Annotated in this window: 17 protein-coding genes and 4 pseudogenes; 13 read left to right on the forward strand and 8 right to left on the reverse strand. The window is 32.7% G+C overall.

The window, feature by feature from the left end:
- Positions 1-64 precede the first annotated feature (64 nt).
- Positions 65-652 (forward strand): annotated as a pseudogene (locus tag JNUCC22_RS19075) (HD domain-containing protein); the annotation flags it as partial.
- 4 nt (positions 653-656) lie between these two features.
- Here JNUCC22_RS19075 and JNUCC22_RS19585 read toward each other — a convergent pair.
- Positions 657-891, reverse strand: a pseudogene (locus tag JNUCC22_RS19585) (hypothetical protein); the annotation flags it as partial.
- A gap of 385 nt (positions 892-1276) precedes the next feature.
- Positions 1277-2110: a hypothetical protein gene (locus JNUCC22_RS19080; protein WP_025650107.1), complete on the reverse strand. Its 834-nt coding sequence runs from the start codon at positions 2108-2110 to the stop codon at positions 1277-1279.
- Between the two features lie 144 nt (positions 2111-2254).
- Between JNUCC22_RS19080 and JNUCC22_RS19085 the strand changes: the two genes are divergently transcribed.
- The 8 genes and pseudogenes from JNUCC22_RS19085 to JNUCC22_RS19120 all read left to right on the forward strand — a co-directional run.
- A complete protein-coding gene (locus tag JNUCC22_RS19085; RefSeq protein WP_076983302.1) occupies positions 2255-2830 on the forward strand; it encodes a hypothetical protein in 576 nt (191 codons plus the stop codon).
- A 10-nt stretch (positions 2831-2840) separates the two neighbouring features.
- Positions 2841-3278 carry a hypothetical protein gene (locus JNUCC22_RS19090; RefSeq protein ID WP_025650109.1) on the forward strand — a complete coding sequence of 146 codons (438 nt, stop codon included), beginning with the start codon at positions 2841-2843 and terminating at the stop codon, positions 3276-3278.
- 102 nt (positions 3279-3380) lie between these two features.
- Positions 3381-4187 carry a hypothetical protein gene (locus JNUCC22_RS19095; RefSeq protein WP_025650110.1) on the forward strand — a complete coding sequence of 269 codons (807 nt, stop codon included), beginning with the start codon at positions 3381-3383 and terminating at the stop codon, positions 4185-4187.
- Complete coding sequence (locus tag JNUCC22_RS19100) at positions 4174-4986, forward strand: hypothetical protein (protein ID WP_025650111.1); 813 nt, start codon at positions 4174-4176, stop codon at positions 4984-4986. The genes JNUCC22_RS19095 and JNUCC22_RS19100 overlap by 14 nt, the downstream gene beginning before the upstream one ends.
- A 14-nt stretch (positions 4987-5000) precedes the next feature.
- On the forward strand, positions 5001-5672 hold the full coding sequence (locus tag JNUCC22_RS19105) for an ATP-binding cassette domain-containing protein (protein WP_025650112.1): 672 nt from the start codon (positions 5001-5003) through the stop codon (positions 5670-5672).
- Entirely contained in the window at positions 5665-6171 is a 507-nt protein-coding gene (locus JNUCC22_RS19110; protein WP_032865466.1) for a hypothetical protein, read from the forward strand. The genes JNUCC22_RS19105 and JNUCC22_RS19110 overlap by 8 nt, the downstream gene beginning before the upstream one ends.
- A gap of 486 nt (positions 6172-6657) precedes the next feature.
- Entirely contained in the window at positions 6658-6855 is a 198-nt protein-coding gene (locus JNUCC22_RS19725) for a restriction endonuclease (RefSeq protein ID WP_224181425.1), read from the forward strand.
- A gap of 168 nt (positions 6856-7023) precedes the next feature.
- Positions 7024-7194: pseudogene (locus tag JNUCC22_RS19120) on the forward strand (DUF255 domain-containing protein); the annotation flags it as partial.
- 72 nt (positions 7195-7266) lie between these two features.
- Here the strand turns inward: JNUCC22_RS19120 and JNUCC22_RS19125 are convergent.
- Complete coding sequence (locus JNUCC22_RS19125; RefSeq protein WP_216062010.1) at positions 7267-7743, reverse strand: DUF4944 domain-containing protein; 477 nt, start codon at positions 7741-7743, stop codon at positions 7267-7269.
- Between the two features lie 121 nt (positions 7744-7864).
- Between JNUCC22_RS19125 and JNUCC22_RS19130 the strand changes: the two genes are divergently transcribed.
- On the forward strand, positions 7865-8872 hold the full coding sequence (locus JNUCC22_RS19130) for an amidase domain-containing protein (RefSeq protein ID WP_142389221.1): 1008 nt from the start codon (positions 7865-7867) through the stop codon (positions 8870-8872).
- Positions 8873-9265: 393 nt separating this feature from the next.
- Here JNUCC22_RS19130 and lmuB read toward each other — a convergent pair whose 3' ends face one another.
- Positions 9266-10960 (reverse strand): Lamassu anti-phage system protein LmuB, encoded by a 1695-nt coding sequence (gene lmuB / locus JNUCC22_RS19135; protein WP_216062011.1) that lies wholly within the window; start codon positions 10958-10960, stop codon positions 9266-9268.
- A 5-nt stretch (positions 10961-10965) separates the two neighbouring features.
- A complete protein-coding gene (gene lmuA, locus JNUCC22_RS19140) occupies positions 10966-12033 on the reverse strand; it encodes a Lamassu anti-phage system protein LmuA (protein WP_216062012.1) in 1068 nt (355 codons plus the stop codon).
- Between the two features lie 917 nt (positions 12034-12950).
- Here lmuA and JNUCC22_RS19145 point away from each other — a divergent pair.
- Together JNUCC22_RS19145 and JNUCC22_RS19150 are read left to right on the forward strand one after the other, a co-directional pair.
- Positions 12951-13121 (forward strand): annotated as a pseudogene (locus tag JNUCC22_RS19145) (DUF255 domain-containing protein); the annotation flags it as partial.
- Between the two features lie 87 nt (positions 13122-13208).
- Positions 13209-14720, forward strand: a complete 1512-nt coding sequence (locus tag JNUCC22_RS19150) for a recombinase family protein (protein WP_216062014.1) — start codon at positions 13209-13211, stop codon at positions 14718-14720.
- 109 nt (positions 14721-14829) lie between these two features.
- On the opposite strand, the gene JNUCC22_RS19155 is transcribed toward JNUCC22_RS19150, so the two are convergent.
- Positions 14830-16023 (reverse strand): Rap family tetratricopeptide repeat protein, encoded by a 1194-nt coding sequence (locus JNUCC22_RS19155; RefSeq protein WP_216062015.1) that lies wholly within the window; start codon positions 16021-16023, stop codon positions 14830-14832.
- Between the two features lie 373 nt (positions 16024-16396).
- On the opposite strand from JNUCC22_RS19155, the gene JNUCC22_RS19160 reads away from it, so the two are divergent.
- Positions 16397-17215: a TIR domain-containing protein gene (locus JNUCC22_RS19160; protein ID WP_216062016.1), complete on the forward strand. Its 819-nt coding sequence runs from the start codon at positions 16397-16399 to the stop codon at positions 17213-17215.
- A 58-nt stretch (positions 17216-17273) separates the two neighbouring features.
- Here JNUCC22_RS19160 and JNUCC22_RS19165 read toward each other — a convergent pair whose 3' ends face one another.
- Both JNUCC22_RS19165 and JNUCC22_RS19170 read right to left on the reverse strand, forming a co-directional pair.
- Positions 17274-17654: a cystatin-like fold lipoprotein gene (locus tag JNUCC22_RS19165; protein WP_216062017.1), complete on the reverse strand. Its 381-nt coding sequence runs from the start codon at positions 17652-17654 to the stop codon at positions 17274-17276.
- Between the two features lie 62 nt (positions 17655-17716).
- Positions 17717-18223 carry a hypothetical protein gene (locus tag JNUCC22_RS19170; RefSeq protein ID WP_216062018.1) on the reverse strand — a complete coding sequence of 169 codons (507 nt, stop codon included), beginning with the start codon at positions 18221-18223 and terminating at the stop codon, positions 17717-17719.
- Between the last annotated feature and the right edge of the window lie 3 nt (positions 18224-18226).

Raw genomic sequence — 18226 nt, forward strand, 5'->3', positions numbered from 1 at the left:
ATCCATGATGCGATAGGTTGCAGCTTCTTTGCCATGCTTAGCGCATAAAAGGGGGGTAAGGAAAATGAAGATAACAGATAGTATTTATGGCGATTATGTTGTAGATGGAATTCTTGAAGAGCTTATTTTCAGTCATCCAGTACAAAGACTAAAAGGTGTTTACCAAGGAGGAGCAAGTTATGTTGTGAATCAAAAGTGGAATGTCACGAGGTATGAACATTCCATAGGCGTAATGCTTCTCATAAAAAAATTGGGCGGCTCTTTAGAAGAACAGATCGCAGGTTTACTTCACGATGTATCTCATACTGCATTTTCACACGTTATTGATTTTGTATTTAACAATAAAAATGAGGATTATCACGAAAACATTTATCATCAAATCATAACTGATTCAGAAATCCCCCATATTCTCAGTACATATGGATTAAATTACAAAGACATTCTATTAGACACCTCTAATTGGAATTTGCTCGAACAGCCAGCTCCTGAGTTATGCGCTGACAGAATCGATTATACCTTAAGAGATATGTATCGGTACGAAAACATCACAATGGAGGAAGTTGATCATTTCTTAGATCATCTAATAATTAAAGAAGGAAAAATATACTTAAAAGATATAAAAACTGCTGAATGGTTTGTAGGAACTTATTATCATGTTCTAAGTGTTGCTGATATTGATCGGATATAAACCACTCCCGCTGCAACCTTTGGGATAATGAACCTGCATCCGTAATCTATCTGCATTTAATATCCTGGTTCGGCCCCACTATCCATCCAATCCTTAACCCCGGAGTTAAAATTTTCAATAAATTTCCCAAATATAAAACATGGCCATTCTTATCCATTGTTTTAATATGCATCGGCGGGAGGATATACTTCCCGTTGATATAGATGATGTGCCGGCAGCCTTTTTTGCAATTAACAGTTCCGTCGCTTTTTACCGACTATTTCAAAGTCATTGTCCCAAAAGATGAAGACGGCATGGGGGATACTTTTATCCGTGGTTTCTTATTCGAATTGACGTTGTAGGGTATAGCTTTTTTATTTCACACTTCATACAAGAGTATAATCATGGGTTGCTTGTCATTCGCCAATGTAAGTATTGTTCTGACGGATTCAGAAAAGGGGGATACAAAAGGCTCCAGATACACAGCATGTGCTGAATTTTTATTTCAGCAAGTCGAAGATCCAGTTTTAAACCAAGGAAAAAAGTTTGATAATAAATTCAAAAGCTACTTTAAATTTCTAGACCCCAGATTAGTGTGTTTAAGATATATTATTCCATTTTTGCATCAGATATCAATTCACACTTTGATAGATATAAACCTCCTCCAATTAAGAGGGTAATACAAACAGTAAGTATTGTGACTAATGAAATACTAATAGAAACAACAGGAGAGAAACCAAATAAAGGATGTCTAATCAACATGCTTTCATTTCCAAGTAATATCGGGCTATCTGAAAAAATTGAGAAAAACAAAATACAGCTACAAATTACGAAGCTATAAATTGTACTAAAGATTAACGAAAAAAATGCAAAAATAAAAGTAATGAGAAATGTTCCGCCTATATTTAAAACAATAGAATAAATAATTATTTGACTATAGGATAATTGAAATGATGAGTATCTCAAAATGCTTTCGCCGTAAACTGTCAACTCCCATGTTGTACCCCCACTCAATTTCCAAACAACCCAAGTTAAGGACAATAATGATATGTAAAACACAATGATTACAGTACAAGAAAAAAACAGCTTGCTTACCCATAATTTGAATATTGATTTTGCTCTGATCCTGACAAAAGCACTGTGAGCAAATAGATCATCCTTTATGTATGTGTTGATCAATATTGCCCCGCTTAACTGAAATAGTAACCACCCAAAAGGAAACTCAAATGTATGTTGTTGGACAAGTTCAAAAGGGACACCTAAAAAGGTTTTACCAATGAGATCCCAAAAGGCAATAGAACTGTCAGGTATGTTAGTACGAAGAAAATACAGAGGATAAAGAAAATTCAATAGCGCAATCATAAATAATATAATGAAAACCCTGGTGGTTTTATTAACTCCAAGGGCCAAGTCCCTTTTAAAAAGCAAGAATAAACTATTCATAAAATAAATTCCTTTCCTATAAATCAACTAGGTATTAGCATAACACAGCATTTGAAATAAATAAATTAAAAGGTATTATTTTCTTTTAATATATGTTATAATCATTTAGTACCGGTACAAATTAAGGGTTTTTTGGAGAAGAAAGTGAAAAAAATATTTTTGGTTTATTTTAGTCTAATTGCTATAACTATGCTTAGTGCATGTCAAACAAACAAATACAATAACGTAATAAAAGAAAAAACCCCAGATCCTTCTATAAGGATTGAAGATTTGGATAACAACAATAAAGAAAGACCGAATATTTTTTATTTTGATACCGAACAAGGTCGAAGTTTATTCGAGGTTGTATTTTGGAATAAGTTGGAGGGTAATCATTATTATCAAGGCCAAATAAAAAATAATGATGTGAGAATTGATAGGGTTTTTAAAGGCAAGAAAATAGAAGTCGGACCGCTTCCTAAGAATTATGAACTGGCGATGACCTTTAGTCAGAAAGAGCCGTTTCCGTCAACCATATTGGGAAAGGTTAAAGATGATAAAGGACATACATATAGTTGGAAACAGTCTTACGAAAGAGAAGATGCAGACCATGATTATTTAATCAATTTGCCTAAATTTAAAGGCAAAAAAGCAAAGATAGCGCTAAGAATGATTTGGTTAAATAAAAATGGTGATTGCATCGGCGTTGCAGATAAATTTTTTATTTTAGAAAAACAATAAGGAGAAACACATGATAAAGAAGCTAATAACTACACTAACTTTAGTACTGGGATTATCTCTTTCTACTATAGGAATTATGCATGCTTATGCAGGAGAACCAACCGCAAACTATAAGAATGCAGATTATAATTTTCGGTTTCTAAAAGGAAACCCTTATGACGAAACCAAATCCAGAACAAAATTTACTGATTCTTATTATTATATGTTTAATACAGAAAATAATACTTCTTATGAAGCTTGGGCAAGATCTCGCGGAAAAGATGTTTCAGGCGGGCACTATTATACAATAAAGAAAAACTACTATGGAAGAAAACTACTATGGAACTTGGCTGTTGAAAACACATGGTTTGGCTTGGGAACACCTTCTGTTACAATAGGTGCAAAGAAAAATGCAGCTGGTCATGCATATGGTAAGTGGAGTCCTGATTATGATCCAAAGAGTCCTTGATGAGATCAGAAGACTGAAATTATGAAAAAGTCATATGAAAGTCGGCGACTCAGGTTTTTCTGAGTCGCTTCTATATTTAATAAAAGCGAGAGAAGGAAATTTATGTTTTATTTACTGCTATTTCGATTACTAAAACGACCGTCTTTTTATGTCTCATTGGCAATTGGAGCAGTTTTGGCCACGGCCTATTTTTGGACAGAGGAAATGCCATTAACAGAACATTTGGAACTAACTGGAGGGGTTTCTTTTACCCCCTATACAAAATGGATGGGGATAGGTGGAATCTCCGATTATCCGGCTCTTTACATGTTCTTGCTCCCAATTCTGGCAACACTTCCATTATCGGATCTTTACGCAAGAGATCGTTCAACTGGGTTTATTCGTTTTTTAATGATCCGAGGCAAGCATACACAATACTTTTTCAGTTTATTTTTCATTAATTTCTTAGCTGGAGTCGTGACTGCCATTTTTCCTCTATTGTTAAATATCTATTTGTCTTTTATGAAACTTCCAAATATAAGGCCTGATAGAGCTATTAACAACGAGATGCCCTTGGCATCTGATAATACCTTCTTTCCAGAATTATATTATACACATCCCTTTGTTCATATGATGTTATATGTAATTATCATTGGCATTTTTTCCGGCATGTTTGCAAGTATAGCTTTGGGAGCGGGAATGTTTATCAAAAGATCATTTATAGTTTTACTTATACCCTTTGCAAGTTTATACATAATTAACATGCTGCTTTCAACGATTGGCCATCAAGAAATGATTTCAACCAGCTTTTTGCAGGAACAGGCTACAGATGGTGTTAGTTTGAAGAGTCTTATTTTACACTTGATCGTTGGGTTCATCTTAGGTCTTTTACTATATATTCTAGGAGCTAAGAAAAATGTTGTTCGTTAACGAGCTTCGTTTTGTTTTAATAGATATGTGTCGTCATAAAAGGCGTTTAAGCTTTTGGTTCTTGTGTTTTTTGCTTTGTATAGTATATCTGGTAAAAGAAGGTGTTCCGAAAGAAGGGATAATGGGACCGCCTCAGGCGCTTAATTTATTTTTCTCTTCCTATACATTTGCCTTTCCAGTGTTGCCCCTGTTTTTAATGTTCCTTTCTTTCGGGGTACTGCCTTTTTTTGATTCAGTCCGTTTTATTCGTTATCAAAAACGAGAGAGAGTATTTTTATCATTATTATCTCGTGTTTTTTGGATTTGTTTAATGTTTACCATTCTGTATCTCGTTGGCGGAGTCCTTCTCGGCGTTTTTCTGTCTGGAAGATGGGATAATGTATGGCTATCGCCAGAAGGGGCTCCTTATTTTTTATATGGCAATAAATTACCTTTGGATCAATACTATTCATCGAATGTGATGATGGTTAGATATATCATTACAAGCTTATTGTTGTTTCATATGATTGGACTATTTGCAGTCGTTTGTTATGTGTTTATTAAGAAGTACATATACAGCTTTATCATTGTCACATCTGTGGTCATTCTTGATAAGATGCTTCATACTTACTTTGAGTTTTCTTTAATTAATGACCCGATTTCATTAGAAATGACGTCTTGGTTGATACCCGGATTATTTTCAGAAATGATTTATTTAATTGGCGGTTTCGGGATAATATTTGCTGTAGTTCTATATATATGTTTAATCAACCAAGATTATTTTAATGAATACAGCATCGATAATGAAAAAGAACTTTGATTGAGGTGAAACTCGTGTCAGAAGAATATATTAAAGTTGAAAGTGTAAACAAAGTTATCAAAAAGAACATTGTTCTTAAAAATATAAATTTATCTTTGAAAAAGGGAATGATATATGGATTTCGTGGACCTAATGGGTCTGGAAAAACAATGTTGTTTCGTGTGTTATCGGGATTGGTGAAACCAAGTGAAGGCAAAGTAATTATTGATGGAAAGGTATTACACAAAAATATTTCTTTTCCTGAAAGTATCGGAATATTAATTGAGTACCCTGGGTTTATTCCGGAATATACTGGTTTTGCAAACTTGAAATTGCTATCTATGATTCAAAATAAAATCAATGATCATGAAGTTTCTGCTGTAATCTCTCGTGTGGGTCTTGATCCAAATGACAAGCGAAAGTTCAGAAAGTATTCACTCGGCATGAAACAGCGCTTGGGGATCGCTCAAGCGATCATGGAAAATCCGGAGTTGCTTATTTTGGACGAACCGACTAATGCTTTGGATGAAGAAGCGGTTAAAACAGTACACCAATTGCTATTATCATTAAAAAATGAAGGAAAAACAATTCTGGTTGCAAGCCATGATAGAGAAACGCTTCAAAAGATTTCTGATATTATTTATGATATTGAGTCTGGGAAAATTGTTAAAGAAACTATGATCGATAAGGAAAAGAAAAATGACTAGAAAAAAAATCATTTTAGTAACGGTCGTTTTTTTTATTTTTTTCATTTTGATCAGCTTATTTCGATACCAACAAGTGAATGGGGAGTACTCCAACTATAAAGTAACCGAAAAAAATGTTACCACGAATGAAACGTTTGAGTTTCTAAAAATATCTCATACGTTTAGAAAAGCAAAGAAAATTAATACAATTGATGAAATGAGAAATAAAGTAACAGAGTATCGTATCCCAATCGAATTAAAAAATACGACAAAAGATAAGCTTACACTTCACCCTGAATTTTACAGAATGATGAGAGGTGAGGAAGAAACTGAGACAATAGACTTTATTGATAATAAGACAGGGGAAAAAATTTCGGATTTAAAACCCTATCAATTATTAAATGGAACGGTAACTTTCACATTTTTAAACGATAGTGAGAATAAATATCAGACTGTTGATCTTCATATTATTGGAAGTAATGGAGTGTCAGTACAAAAGTTTATTGTAAAAGTTTATTAGTTTCGTTAGCAGTATGATGTTTTTAGGCTAAAGACAACGACAGCTCTATCTTTTGCTGTCGTTGTCTTTAGTATGCTATGCTCTTTTCTCAAACAACTTCGCACTTTCCACAACAACATTCACAGCTTTCACCATATTGTCGGCGGAAATATATTTTGTATTTGCCGTGAAGTTTGCCCGCAGGTATTAAGATATTTGTGGCAAGGCCCCCCATGTATACAGCTGGGAGCCGTCTGTTCCGCCGCGGATTAGTTTGAAGATAGACTCGATGTCCAAGTTTTTCATCGCCTGAAAGGTAATGTCGAAGATCAACTTTTACAGGTTCGATTTTTTTCTCTTGTTGTAATACGGTCATTTATCTCGACATAAATTCTGTCTTTGCCATATTGCGCCCTCAATTCATGCAACACATCCAAGTCAATAACCCCCTATCATCCTAATAGACAATATAATATCTTCTATACTTGTTCATAGCACAGAATAAGTATTGAATGTAAAAGACACAAAAAGAATGTAGATGTAAAAAGGGCAAGAGCATTAGGGGAGGCTCTAGCAAAAGCAACAAGTTTGATTGTTAATAAAGGTTTCACTAAGGGGGCTCTAGAATACGTAAGGGATAAGCCAACGTTGGAATTAATAGGAGGCCAAGAATTAATTCATTTCCTTGAGGAAAATTTGGAGTAACTGGTTTGACCTTTATACCTAGTTGTATAAAAGAATTAGCCCAGATAAAATAAAACACAAAAATAAGAAATGACTGAAAAAGCACAATCATAAAGCTAGGTACATGTTTCTCAACACACTGAGAAATATAATTATGATTAATTAATTTAAGAGAAAGCAGGTGATCCCATGCCAAACAATAACAAACCCAACAGCTTAATCACAGAGAAGTCACCGTACTTACTTCAACACGCCCACAACCCCGTAAACTGGCACCCTTGGGGAGAAGAAGCCTTCGAAAAAGCGAAACGCGAAAACAAGCCGGTTCTTGTCAGCATCGGCTATTCGACTTGCCATTGGTGTCATGTCTCTTAAAATAACCACAAAAGGCAACCAGTTTCGGCTGCCTTTTAATAATTTTATTGCAAATTTTTAGAAACCTAGATTCAAAAACTTTTTCTCTTCTAATTTAAATACTGTTGTTTTTTCTTTTGATTCATTCCACTTTATCTTGACCTCTAATTTGTGTCCCTTAATATCTTCCTCGGGCATATAATCAAAAGTTGAAACGTGATTAGGTTTTTTCCCACCGTCTTTTAATTGTTCACCATTATATTCAGATAGATGGTAAGGGCCACCCTCTTCGTATACTTTTCCATCCACTATCAATTCAATTTGTTTAATAGTGATTTTTTTTTCTTTACTTTCGCTACCTTGCCAGTATAGATTTAGAAAGTAGTTTGGTCCAATTGATGTCTTATCTGACTTTTCAATTGAAACTTTCCATTCATTATCCTTACTTGTTCCTTTATAAAGATCTTGTTGATCGTAAATCGAATACAATACAACAAATATCCCCAATAAAATCACTACTGGAATGATTATTTTCATTATTTTTCTTTTTTTCACATACTCCACTCCTATATTTTTATAGAAAAAAATTGAATATCATCCAAAAAGATGATATAGTAAAAATGGTTTCACTAGTGATTATACCAAATTAGCTTATGGAAAAACAGAGGTGCAGAAAGTGAAAAAAAGATTTTTTGGCTTCATCATAATGTCTTTAATATTATCTTTATTTGTCATACCAAATGTAACATCAGCTAAAGAAACTGAAACATTTTCTACGGACACTTATACATTAAAAGACGCTCAAAATGAAGTCCTAAAGTATCTTAAAAATAATAAAAAGAATTACAAAATCGGATCAGAACAATTTGTTAATTTCTTAGAGTCAGCAACGAAACTGGATTTTAAAAACTATAATAAAGACTTAATACAAACATACGCCAGCATCTACCTAGCCGAGAATGAAGAATATAAATTCGAACAGGCTACTAAGGAAACTGAAGATACTGAAGAAAAACCTTTTGTGTTAAGCAATTCTTTACTAAATAAAAAAATCAAAGAAATTAGAGAAAAAAATGAAGATGAAAATACTGAAGTTGATAATGAAGTAAAAGACTTGCAGTCCCAATCTTCACTAGAGTTTAGTGCTCTTTCGAGTTATAACAGAACAAATGCCAAAAAATATATGACAAACAATTGGGATAAGAAATCCAACTCCTTATACGGTTACCTAGGTGGTAAAGGCGGAGACTGTACAAACTATGCATCTCAAGTTGTTCATGCAGGTGGAATGCCTACTAACTTGAAAGGTTATTACGGCAGTCATTATACCTCGACTACAAAGGGTTGGTTTTCAGTTAAGGAATATCGAGTACAGGGAACATCTACAATTAATTACTCTACTTCTTGGGTCAGAGTTAAAGATTTCTATGGATACTGGGTTGGTACTAAAAAACATAAAGTTTATTCTAACTTAACTGCCTCACAAGTATCAAAGAAAGTTTCAACTGGAGATGTGGTGCAAGTCTATAATAGAAACTCTGGAAACTGGTTCCACACAGTTGTTGTTTATGATGTGAAAAAAGGTGAAACAAGATTTTCAGCCCACTCTAATGCTCACTTATATGCACATCTACCAATAGAGTTTAAAGGAAGTAAGTATAGATTTAGAGTAATTAAGTTTTGAAGAAAAATAAAAAGAAGCTGCCTAAGTAGTGGCTTCTTTTTTTATATGCTCAATAACGTGTTGTTGGTGTCATGTTTGTTAAACTAACCACCTAAAATACGTTATGTCACCATTAAATTATGAATGATATATCGGTGAAACTGCAAAGAAAAATTAACCGTGTAGCTATCTAACTCAGAAGATCCCATAATAAAGAAAGCGAAGAAAATGAAGAAACACTGCAAATAAAAACAAATGGGTTATGAATTTTCCAAGAAGTTAGCAATTCTTTGAACGAAAATCGCCGAGAATATAAACAGTTAAATACCCAAAATGAATATTTGATATAGTCCTTTCCGTAAACAGGAATGATGAAGAACGTTCTAAAATAGAACGCCCCTTTTGCTATTTTAACTATCTATTTGCTTCAAAATATAAAGAAACAAAGTCATCGATTATTACTTGATTAATTTGATAGTCTTCAGCAGATAATAAATTATATGGCTCATTATCCAGAGTAATTATGTTGAATTTTTTAATATCTCCATTATAAAAGCTTTCAAAATCAATTGTAGCCAAAATAATTTGGTTTGAAATCTGCGCCTTCTCCGTCAACAATCTCAAAATCAACTCACTATTTGAAATACTTTGTTCTCCGCCTTTAGGAGAGTCGATCACTAACGGGTATTTTAATCCGTCAGGGTTATAATCTTCAAGAAGTTTTATAAATGAATATATTCTAGCTAAATTAACTCGAACTTGCCCACTCCCAGATGCTTTGAGGTTTTTACCAATATTAAATTTTTCAGGTAATGTGTGTTCATTTGTATTAAATCTAATTAGATTTAAATTCAAGATATCTCTATAACTATTATTCGCTTTATCAATTTCATCATCCCATTTTTTTAAATCTTGCTTTATTTCTTTTAAGTTCTTCAACTCTTCTTCTATTTCACTCACATTTTTTACAAGCTCAGTGTTCAGTTGTTTTTTAGTTTCTTGTAATCCTTTAAATTTCAATATGTCTTCAAGGGTATTTTCTGAATCAACTTTTTTTTCTTCAATAGTTTTCAGCATAGCTTGATAAACTTCATATTCTTTTTGAACTTCTTTGATTTTTTCCTGCAACTTCACCTTTATATCTAGCATTTCTAATTTTGATGCTTCTAAATCTACAATATTATAATTAATTTTTAATATGTCATTAGCTTGTATTTCAAAATGCTCCTTACAATATGGACATTCTATATCAAACTGATGTTTTACATGTGCTCTTACTTTATCATTTTTTTTCAGAGTACTGCTTAAATTATCAATTATATTATCAATTTTATATATTTCTTCTTGATACTCTATAAGTTTCCTTCTGATATTATTCAAATCATATGAATATTTTTTATACTTATGAAGTATCTCTTTCTTTTGAATTTGCAGTGCTGTCATATCCATTTCCGAATTGAAAGCTGTAATGTTTTCTCTTATGTATGCAAGTAAACCTAAAATTTCTTTCTTTTTTGTTTTTAAACCACTTATCAAAACATCTAGTTCTTTTTTTTCTTTCAACTTTATTCCATAGTTCTCATCAAGAATGTTTAAATGATAATAAAATAATAAATCCCTACTTTTTTTATCAAATTGGCCTAATTTATCAAAAGATTTTAATTCTGATGTCCAACCATGGTCTTGGTCAATGTAATAAGGAATATAACGAAAAACAGGCGGAGCTATTACATAATTTTTTTGTTTGTCCTCTATAAAAACACTGAATCCAAATATATCATGTAGCTTATGTGACAAGTCTGAAGCACTCGATGACTTAAAAATTTTTTTATCGTCTTGTATCACAACAACTTTGCCATGTCTAATAAAATTAATTTTTTTATCATTCACTTTTATCTCTAAGATGTGGATTTTACTTTTTAAATTTAATCTGTCAGCAAAGAATACTTCTGCACCCAATGTATAATAAATAGACTTCATTATAGTCGATTTACCTAACTGATTTCCTTTACTCGTAATAATATTAATACCATCCTTAAAATTCACACTCTTTGATTTTTTTTCAATTACATCAAATATAAACAACTTGTTAATTATGACTTTATTCATAAGTTTTATCCCTCCCTTAGGGCCAATTCAATATTTTGCATATAAAGAATTTCTTTTTCCTCTTTAGATAATTCAAGATTTACTTTGTCATCAAAAATACTTTGCAAAAGCATGACTAGCTCACTTCTCATTAATCCTTCATTAGTATCAATTTGTTCTTTAACAAATTGATAAATGTCTGTATTTATGTTTTGTAATATATTTGGAGATTTATTCAACTTTTCTTTAACACTAGCCATTGCTCTCCTGTATAAACTTTCTTCTTTTAAACTTAGAGATCTGTCTTTATATTTGTTAACAATATCCTCGAAAGATAGAACATCAGCATTAATCTTTTTTGAGCTATCTAATAATGATGCAAATTCCGTTTTCGAAAAACTTTTTTTATTAAGTATAGTATTAAATTTATCTTGTAAACTGAACTCATAATTTTGTTTGTTTGTTAAAATATCTTGCAAAGTATTAAAAAGTGCATCGGCAGCTGTTATGCTAATATCTATACCTTCTTCCATCAATAAAGAATTTAATCTATTTTGGCTAATTTCTCTATGATTATGGAATGACATGTCTATCAAAGAATATATAAACTTGGTTGATAACCCTTTATCAGCAAAAACTGGGCTCCCAGACATATTTTCTTTAATTAGTTCCTTAATATCAGTATCTAAGTCATCAAATAGAATCCGTTCTGCATGAACCATTTTCTTTTTAAATTTTAATGGGTTGTTGGTTATTAAATATATCTCTTCAACATCCGTATCTATTTTCTCAATATGGTCATACATTTTCAGAAATACATTATCATTTATTAATTTTTTTAATTCGAAATTTCCAGTAGTAGAATCCTTTGTTTTCAATTGATAAGTCACAATGGTTCGATTTTTATTTGACGTTTTAAATATGACAACATCATCAATACAATCCATGGCGACAGTAAAATCTTCGGTTCGATATAATTCAAAAATCTTCCACATAGCAAAGCTAATTTGCATGGCTAATCTATTTGAAGACCTTGAACCTGTATTTTCACGTGCTTTGTAATTTTTCAAGCTAGGATAAGAATTTATATTCACTAGCCACCCCTCCTTTAAATCCTAGAGCCTGTATATAAATCTACTTATATATAAATTTTCTATTTTCTTTCAAAAATCACATTCTTAAACAACAACAATAATGAAATATTCTTCCCATATTATATCAATTTAAAGCTACGCTTTGTTATAATTTCTTTCTTAGTGTTAAACTAACCACCTAAGAAATTTGTTATATTATCAATTAATTACATCTTAAAATATGGAGTTATGAACTTTTCCAAGAGATCGGCTACTCCATGAACGAAATCACTCCGAATATCAAAGATTAATAACCATAATTTCGGAATTATATTTGATGCAATCCCTTCCGTAAACTTAGCTCGTGTTACAAGAAACGACGCTGAGACACCAAGGTTTATGAGTCTGCTAAGATAAGAAGATATTATCTTCATAACTGACAGTGAACGAATATATGACCAAGAAGTCAAAGAGAATTGACAAGCCTTGGGTTCCCTGGTTTCGTTAATAATTGGGAATATGAAGATATCAAAGCTCAACTAAGAAAAGGAAAAAGATAGTGTAAAAATGGGAAGATGATCAAAAGGAACTCTATACGCTATTTTATAACCGTTCAATTGAATTAAACAAGTTATGTTACAGAACAAACAGGGGCCGCCACTTTTCGGGAATCCAATCACTAGAATGATACGGGCTGAAAAATTTATAACCAATAATGTGGCGTGTTTCTACAGGCATTTTATCTTCCAAGGATAAATTGATTATTTGAATACAACAGTTTCAAAAAAAGCAGTATTAGCAGTAAACTGTAAACCACATTCACTAATAAAAAGAAAGTAGAGGTTACCTCAAAAGATCTCTTCTTTTTGTTTTTTGGTATATTAAATAATGTATAGACAAATACTGAATAAAAATTTGTATAGATAGAAGGTGATTCCATGCCAACTAACAACAAACCCAATAGATTAATCGCTGAGAAATCACCTTATCTCCTTCAACACGCTCACAATCCTGTTGACTGGCACCCGTGGGGAGAAGAAGCCTTCAACAAAGCAAAAAAAGAAAACAAACCCATATTGGTAAGTATTGGATACAGCTGTTGCCACTGGTGTCATGTCCACTAAACTAACCACTCAAAATATGTTATATTATGAATAAATTTCTTATACCTTTTTTTCTGAATATGGAGTGATTAAATGGTGGAATTGCAAAATAGAATTCAACGTGTAGCTATCTACCTCAGGAAATCTCGTAATAAGGAAGGCGAAGAAACTGAAGAAACATTGAGGAAACACAGAAAACGACTAATTGACATAGCAAATAAAAACAAATGGGATTACGAACTATTTCAAGAGGTTGGAAACTCTATGAATGAAAATCGACCCGAATACCAGAAGTTATTATCAAAACTTTCTGAAGGTATTTTTGATGCAGTCCTTTCTGTCAACCTAGCTCGTGTTACTAGGGATGATGCTGAGACACCAAAATTTATGAGCCTTCTCAGACAAGAAGATATCCTCTTCATAACGGACAGTGAACGAATATACGACTTAGAAGTCCAAGAAGATTGGCAGGCCTTGAAGTTTACTGGTTTCGTTAACAACTGGGAATACGAAAATATCAAAGCACAGCTAAGAAAAGGAAAAAAAGATAGCGCAAAAATGGGAAGATGGTCAAACGGTGTTCCAAATTATGGACTAGTTTACAACCGTTTTGATCGTTCTCTCGAAATTGACCAACAAAAAGCCGACGCTGTAAAACTTGCTTTTCAACTTGTCATAGATGGTTTAGGCGTTGATAAAGTCGCTAAAGAATTGAACAGACTAGGCTATAAAACTAATAGAGGCCGCTACTTCTCAGGAAATGCAATAACCAGGATGATACGTGCCGAGATATATAAAAGCGTGATAATATCAAATCGTGTAAAGGGGCGAAATTTATATGAAGGAAAATTGCGCCCAAAAGATCAGTGGATAATCGCTGAAAATGCAGCTCCCCCAATTATTGATGAAGAGACTTGGAATATGGCTAATGAGGCTTTAGATCAAAGAAAACTTCTCTCTCCTAGAGGTAAACAAAAAAAACATCCTCTATCTAACTTAATCAAATGTGGTTTATGCGGCAGAACACAAACCGTTTCTCGAAGGAGAGATAGAAATGACGCTCTTGCCATTCAGCCATGCAATAAAACAGATCCTTTAGGGAAAAATAAATGTAATAATAGAGGTATCAAACATGACACTATGATATGCCTCGTAATTGAAGCTATATATGAAAAACATCATGAAATCTCATCAGAATTAATAAAACTCGAAGAAGACACAGAAGTTAATGATATTAAACCGATTAAAATAAACAAATTACAAGAACAAATCAACAAATCGAAAAAGGCTCTCAACATCTTACAAATTCAATTAGAAGAGGAACTCATCAATATTTCATCTTTTAAGGAAAGAAGAAAAGTACGCCAGATAGAATTAAATAAATTGGAAAAAGAACTGAGTGAATTATTGGAGGAAACGAAAGAAGACGCATTAAAGTCAAAAAAGTCCTTTGCTAACAAATTAGATTCCTTTCTGGAAAATTGGCATACAATAGATGGAGCAGACTTAAATCATGAACTTATGTCATTCATAAATAAAATTATCTGGTATGCCCCAAGAGATAGTGAATTGCCTCCACAATTAAAATTTGAGTGGAGAGTGTAACCACCCCAAAAAAGTGAGCAGCCCCCAAAGGGAAAGCTCACTTTCATTTAATTATGTTTCAACTCTATCGGCTACTTGATATACTTTAGCATTTGAAACTTCTCCAACTTTATTTACTCCCGCTATACTCAATCCCAATATTACTACTAGTGACAAGGCTATCAACTTGCGTTTCACTAATCATCTCTCCTTTTTGGATTTCATTTTTGGCTAAAATCACTTGCCTGTAGTACTTCGATGACCTTTCCGCATCTCCCTTTTTTCTGAATACTTCCGCAACTTCAAACCCAAATTCCTCAATGTCACCATACATCTTATGTGTACTAAAGAAACAAAATGAATTATCAATTAGATTATAACACCCATCAGTCAAGTAAATTGCTTTCAACAGATCAAATTTCGCTTTATATTCTGAATTATCCCTCTCTTTAGCAACCGAATATCCCTTTTCATAAAAATACCCAGCGGACTTTAAATCGCCCCTTCTCGCTTGAACATGAGCCAAATTAAAAAGGGTCTTCTCAATACATGCATGATTTTCTTTTTCAAAATAATTGTAGGCATCAATTAAACACTCATAAGCTCTCTGAAAATCTCCTATCTGATTATATACAATCCCCATATTCAACAGGGAAGTATATACGTGAAGCTGTCTGTTTATCTTCCTCGATATTTCTAATGTCTCTTTAAATATTTCTAGCGCCCCATTATAATCTAAAGAATCAATCAAGTTTCCGGCAGTTATATATTTACACCTTAATATTCGATCTTCATAATTTTTATACTTTCCATAAATACGCATGGCTCTCTTAACATAATTCAACGAAAAATATGTTTGTTTCATATAGTAATAAATCTCAGCCATTTTATAATAGAACTCCGCATGTTCGATCTCATCATCAACATAATTTAGTGACTGTTCAGCTCTTCTATAAGAGCTTATAGCAGAAACCAATTCCTTTCTTTTGAAATCGTACATCCCCATAAAGAAAAAGAAGTAATAATCCAACATCCCTTTAATCTGGCCTTGATGTTCTTGGAGTGCTTCATAAGCATTTTTTAACTCTTGTTCGTTTTTAGATTGAAGGTAGCTAATCATCATTTCGTGTCGGAAGTCTAATAGCTGGTGGTATAATATCACATCTGGATTCTTCTCCATCCGCCCCATTAATTCCTCAACTTCATTTTTTAACCTAATAGCCTCCATATCAAGATTATTCTTTATCGCTGTATACCAGTCATTTAGTTTCTTCGTAACAATTTCATATGGAATTTTACCTTTGTTCAAGAAAACTTGTTGCAAGCAAATTCCCCCACTCCCGTAAAGATTTTTTAAAATTTACATTAATTGTATTATGGCAGATTGAATATTTCTTGACAAAGTTAAAATGTAAAAAGGTACGAATTGTCTATTGAAGAAATTATTCTTTTCGACTTTCTTTCGGTTATTGTAAGTCTTTTGTTTCTTGACAGATTTTAAGCATAAAAAAAGAGCAGACATAAAGTCTACTTAAAAAACCTTACCAAAGTGGAGTCAATCACTATGCCTTCAATAAGAGTGAAAGCTTAATATTTATTAGCGCCTTGAAATCATTAGTTAAAAGAGGAGCCTATGTTATATAATTGGATATGAAATGTTTACAAGCAATGGATTAAATTAGGCCGGAGGAAAAGTAATGGACACATTAAGAAGATTAAAATTCGAAGCAAATGGAATTATAGGCGTTCTTCGCGACTATTCTAATGAGCCTATGCTCACCAATCTTACAGATCAATTTAAAATATCTCTTGAGAATAATGATATTGAGTCACTTCTATACTCATTGGAACAGCTTAGAATTTGGTATTCGCAAAATCTGTATTCGATAACTAGAAATGAATTTGTTCATAATAAATCAGTTCATTTAGAAACAGAAAAAAAAATAATAAGATATCTAGAAGAACTACCTTATTTAGAAGTAGTTCCATCATTAAAAGAAACTGAAAAAAACAGCACTATCACTTTTTCAGTTGATCAAAATAAAGAATTTGAGAAAAAGATATTTATTAGCCACTCCTCAAAAGACAAAGCTGTATGTGATGCTTTTGTTGATTTACTGGAAGGTATAGGAGTGCCTTCAGAAGATATAATATACACTTCTTCTCCTTACCATGGTATTCCTGGAGATAACGATATTTTCGAATATTTAAGAAAGCATCTCTTCAAGGGTGCTTATGTCTGTTATATGTTATCCGATAATTATTATGATAGCGTATACTGCCTTAATGAAATGGGGGCTACTTGGGTAAATAGCAATAACAGTTCTACTTTCAAACTCCCCGGTTTTGAAGGCGAAATAAAAGGAGTAATTGATAACAATAAAAAAGCATACTCCTTAGAAGAACCATTAGAAGTTTACGACTTCAAAGAAAAGATACTCCATATGTATGACCTCACATTAGATCCTAAAAAGTGGGAAAGGATAAAGTCTAGTTTTTATGAGAATTTGAAATAACTTTTAAAAAAACTCTGTTACTTAATTCATTTAAACTAAAAAGAGGAGTATCACATGTCTACTCCTCTAGCTTTGTCTCTTTACCTTTAACTTCTTCATAATCAGGTGTCTTCTTATACAGACCGAGCCGATCCCCATCTCCATCAGCAGGCATATGTGCCATTTCTTCGTAATTATTCCCCTTTTTTTCATAGTATTCATACGGGGAATAGTTAAGGGAACCGTTATCATAAAACACAAACTGAATATATTTACCACCATCATATACGCGAATTAACGCATTATCCCTTTCAACTCCAGCAGTATCATATCCATCCTCAATTAAAGAGTTTTTATATTTTTTGATTACATTATCAATTGCATCATCATATTTATTTCCACCACATGCAGTCAGAAGTAGCACAGCGAATATATTAAGGAAAATAAAAAGGTTCTTCAAAATATACACCCCCTATTTTTTCAATATTGATTATACTCAAAATATAGATGTTTTTCCACTTTTCATCCATTTCCTTTTACCTGTACATCATCTACCAGCCACTTGTTCTTTTCCTTCTTCATCTTTGTTTGGACAATCAGCACTTGATGACTGGTTACAGAGTTTGCGGTCGTTGATACCTCTACAACGTTCAAAAACAATTCAGTCGAATCATCAATCGGCTTTGAATAGCTTTCCAACGAACGTAATTTGCTTTGTACACTGATAGAATGCTTTTTGTCAGATCGGGAAGGGAAGGCATAATCAAAGCCTTTTTCCGTGGTGTATTTTTTTACCGCATCGTATCGCTTATAAATATCACTGTAATTCAGAAACGCTTCAAAAAATGCCTTGTTCTTTTTTGCGCTGCCCTCATACTGAATCTGACTCAATTCTTTGTTTTTTTCTATTAACACATCATTTTTCTTATTGAGTTGGTCGATCTTAGAATGCTGTGCCCCATGAAACCAATACGCTGTCACCAAACCTACAAAGAAACAAACACAAATCCATGAAATATGTGTTTTCATGCT

The organism is Bacillus sp. JNUCC-22 (assembly GCF_018861275.1).
GTDB lineage: Bacteria > Bacillota > Bacilli > Bacillales > Bacillaceae > Bacillus > Bacillus velezensis.

Coding starts and splice junctions, on each gene's coding strand:
- JNUCC22_RS19170 (WP_216062018.1), bottom strand. CDS start 18,223: ATGAAAACACATATTTCATGGATTTGTGTTTGTTTCTTTGTAGGTTTG.
- JNUCC22_RS19090 (WP_025650109.1), top strand. CDS start 2,841: ATGATAAAGAAGCTAATAACTACACTAACTTTAGTACTGGGATTATCT.
- JNUCC22_RS19080 (WP_025650107.1), bottom strand. CDS start 2,110: ATGAATAGTTTATTCTTGCTTTTTAAAAGGGACTTGGCCCTTGGAGTT.
- JNUCC22_RS19150 (WP_216062014.1), top strand. CDS start 13,209: ATGGTGGAATTGCAAAATAGAATTCAACGTGTAGCTATCTACCTCAGG.
- JNUCC22_RS19160 (WP_216062016.1), top strand. CDS start 16,397: ATGGACACATTAAGAAGATTAAAATTCGAAGCAAATGGAATTATAGGC.
- JNUCC22_RS19110 (WP_032865466.1), top strand. CDS start 5,665: ATGACTAGAAAAAAAATCATTTTAGTAACGGTCGTTTTTTTTATTTTT.
- JNUCC22_RS19100 (WP_025650111.1), top strand. CDS start 4,174: ATGTTGTTCGTTAACGAGCTTCGTTTTGTTTTAATAGATATGTGTCGT.
- JNUCC22_RS19095 (WP_025650110.1), top strand. CDS start 3,381: ATGTTTTATTTACTGCTATTTCGATTACTAAAACGACCGTCTTTTTAT.
- lmuB (WP_216062011.1), bottom strand. CDS start 10,960: ATGAATAAAGTCATAATTAACAAGTTGTTTATATTTGATGTAATTGAA.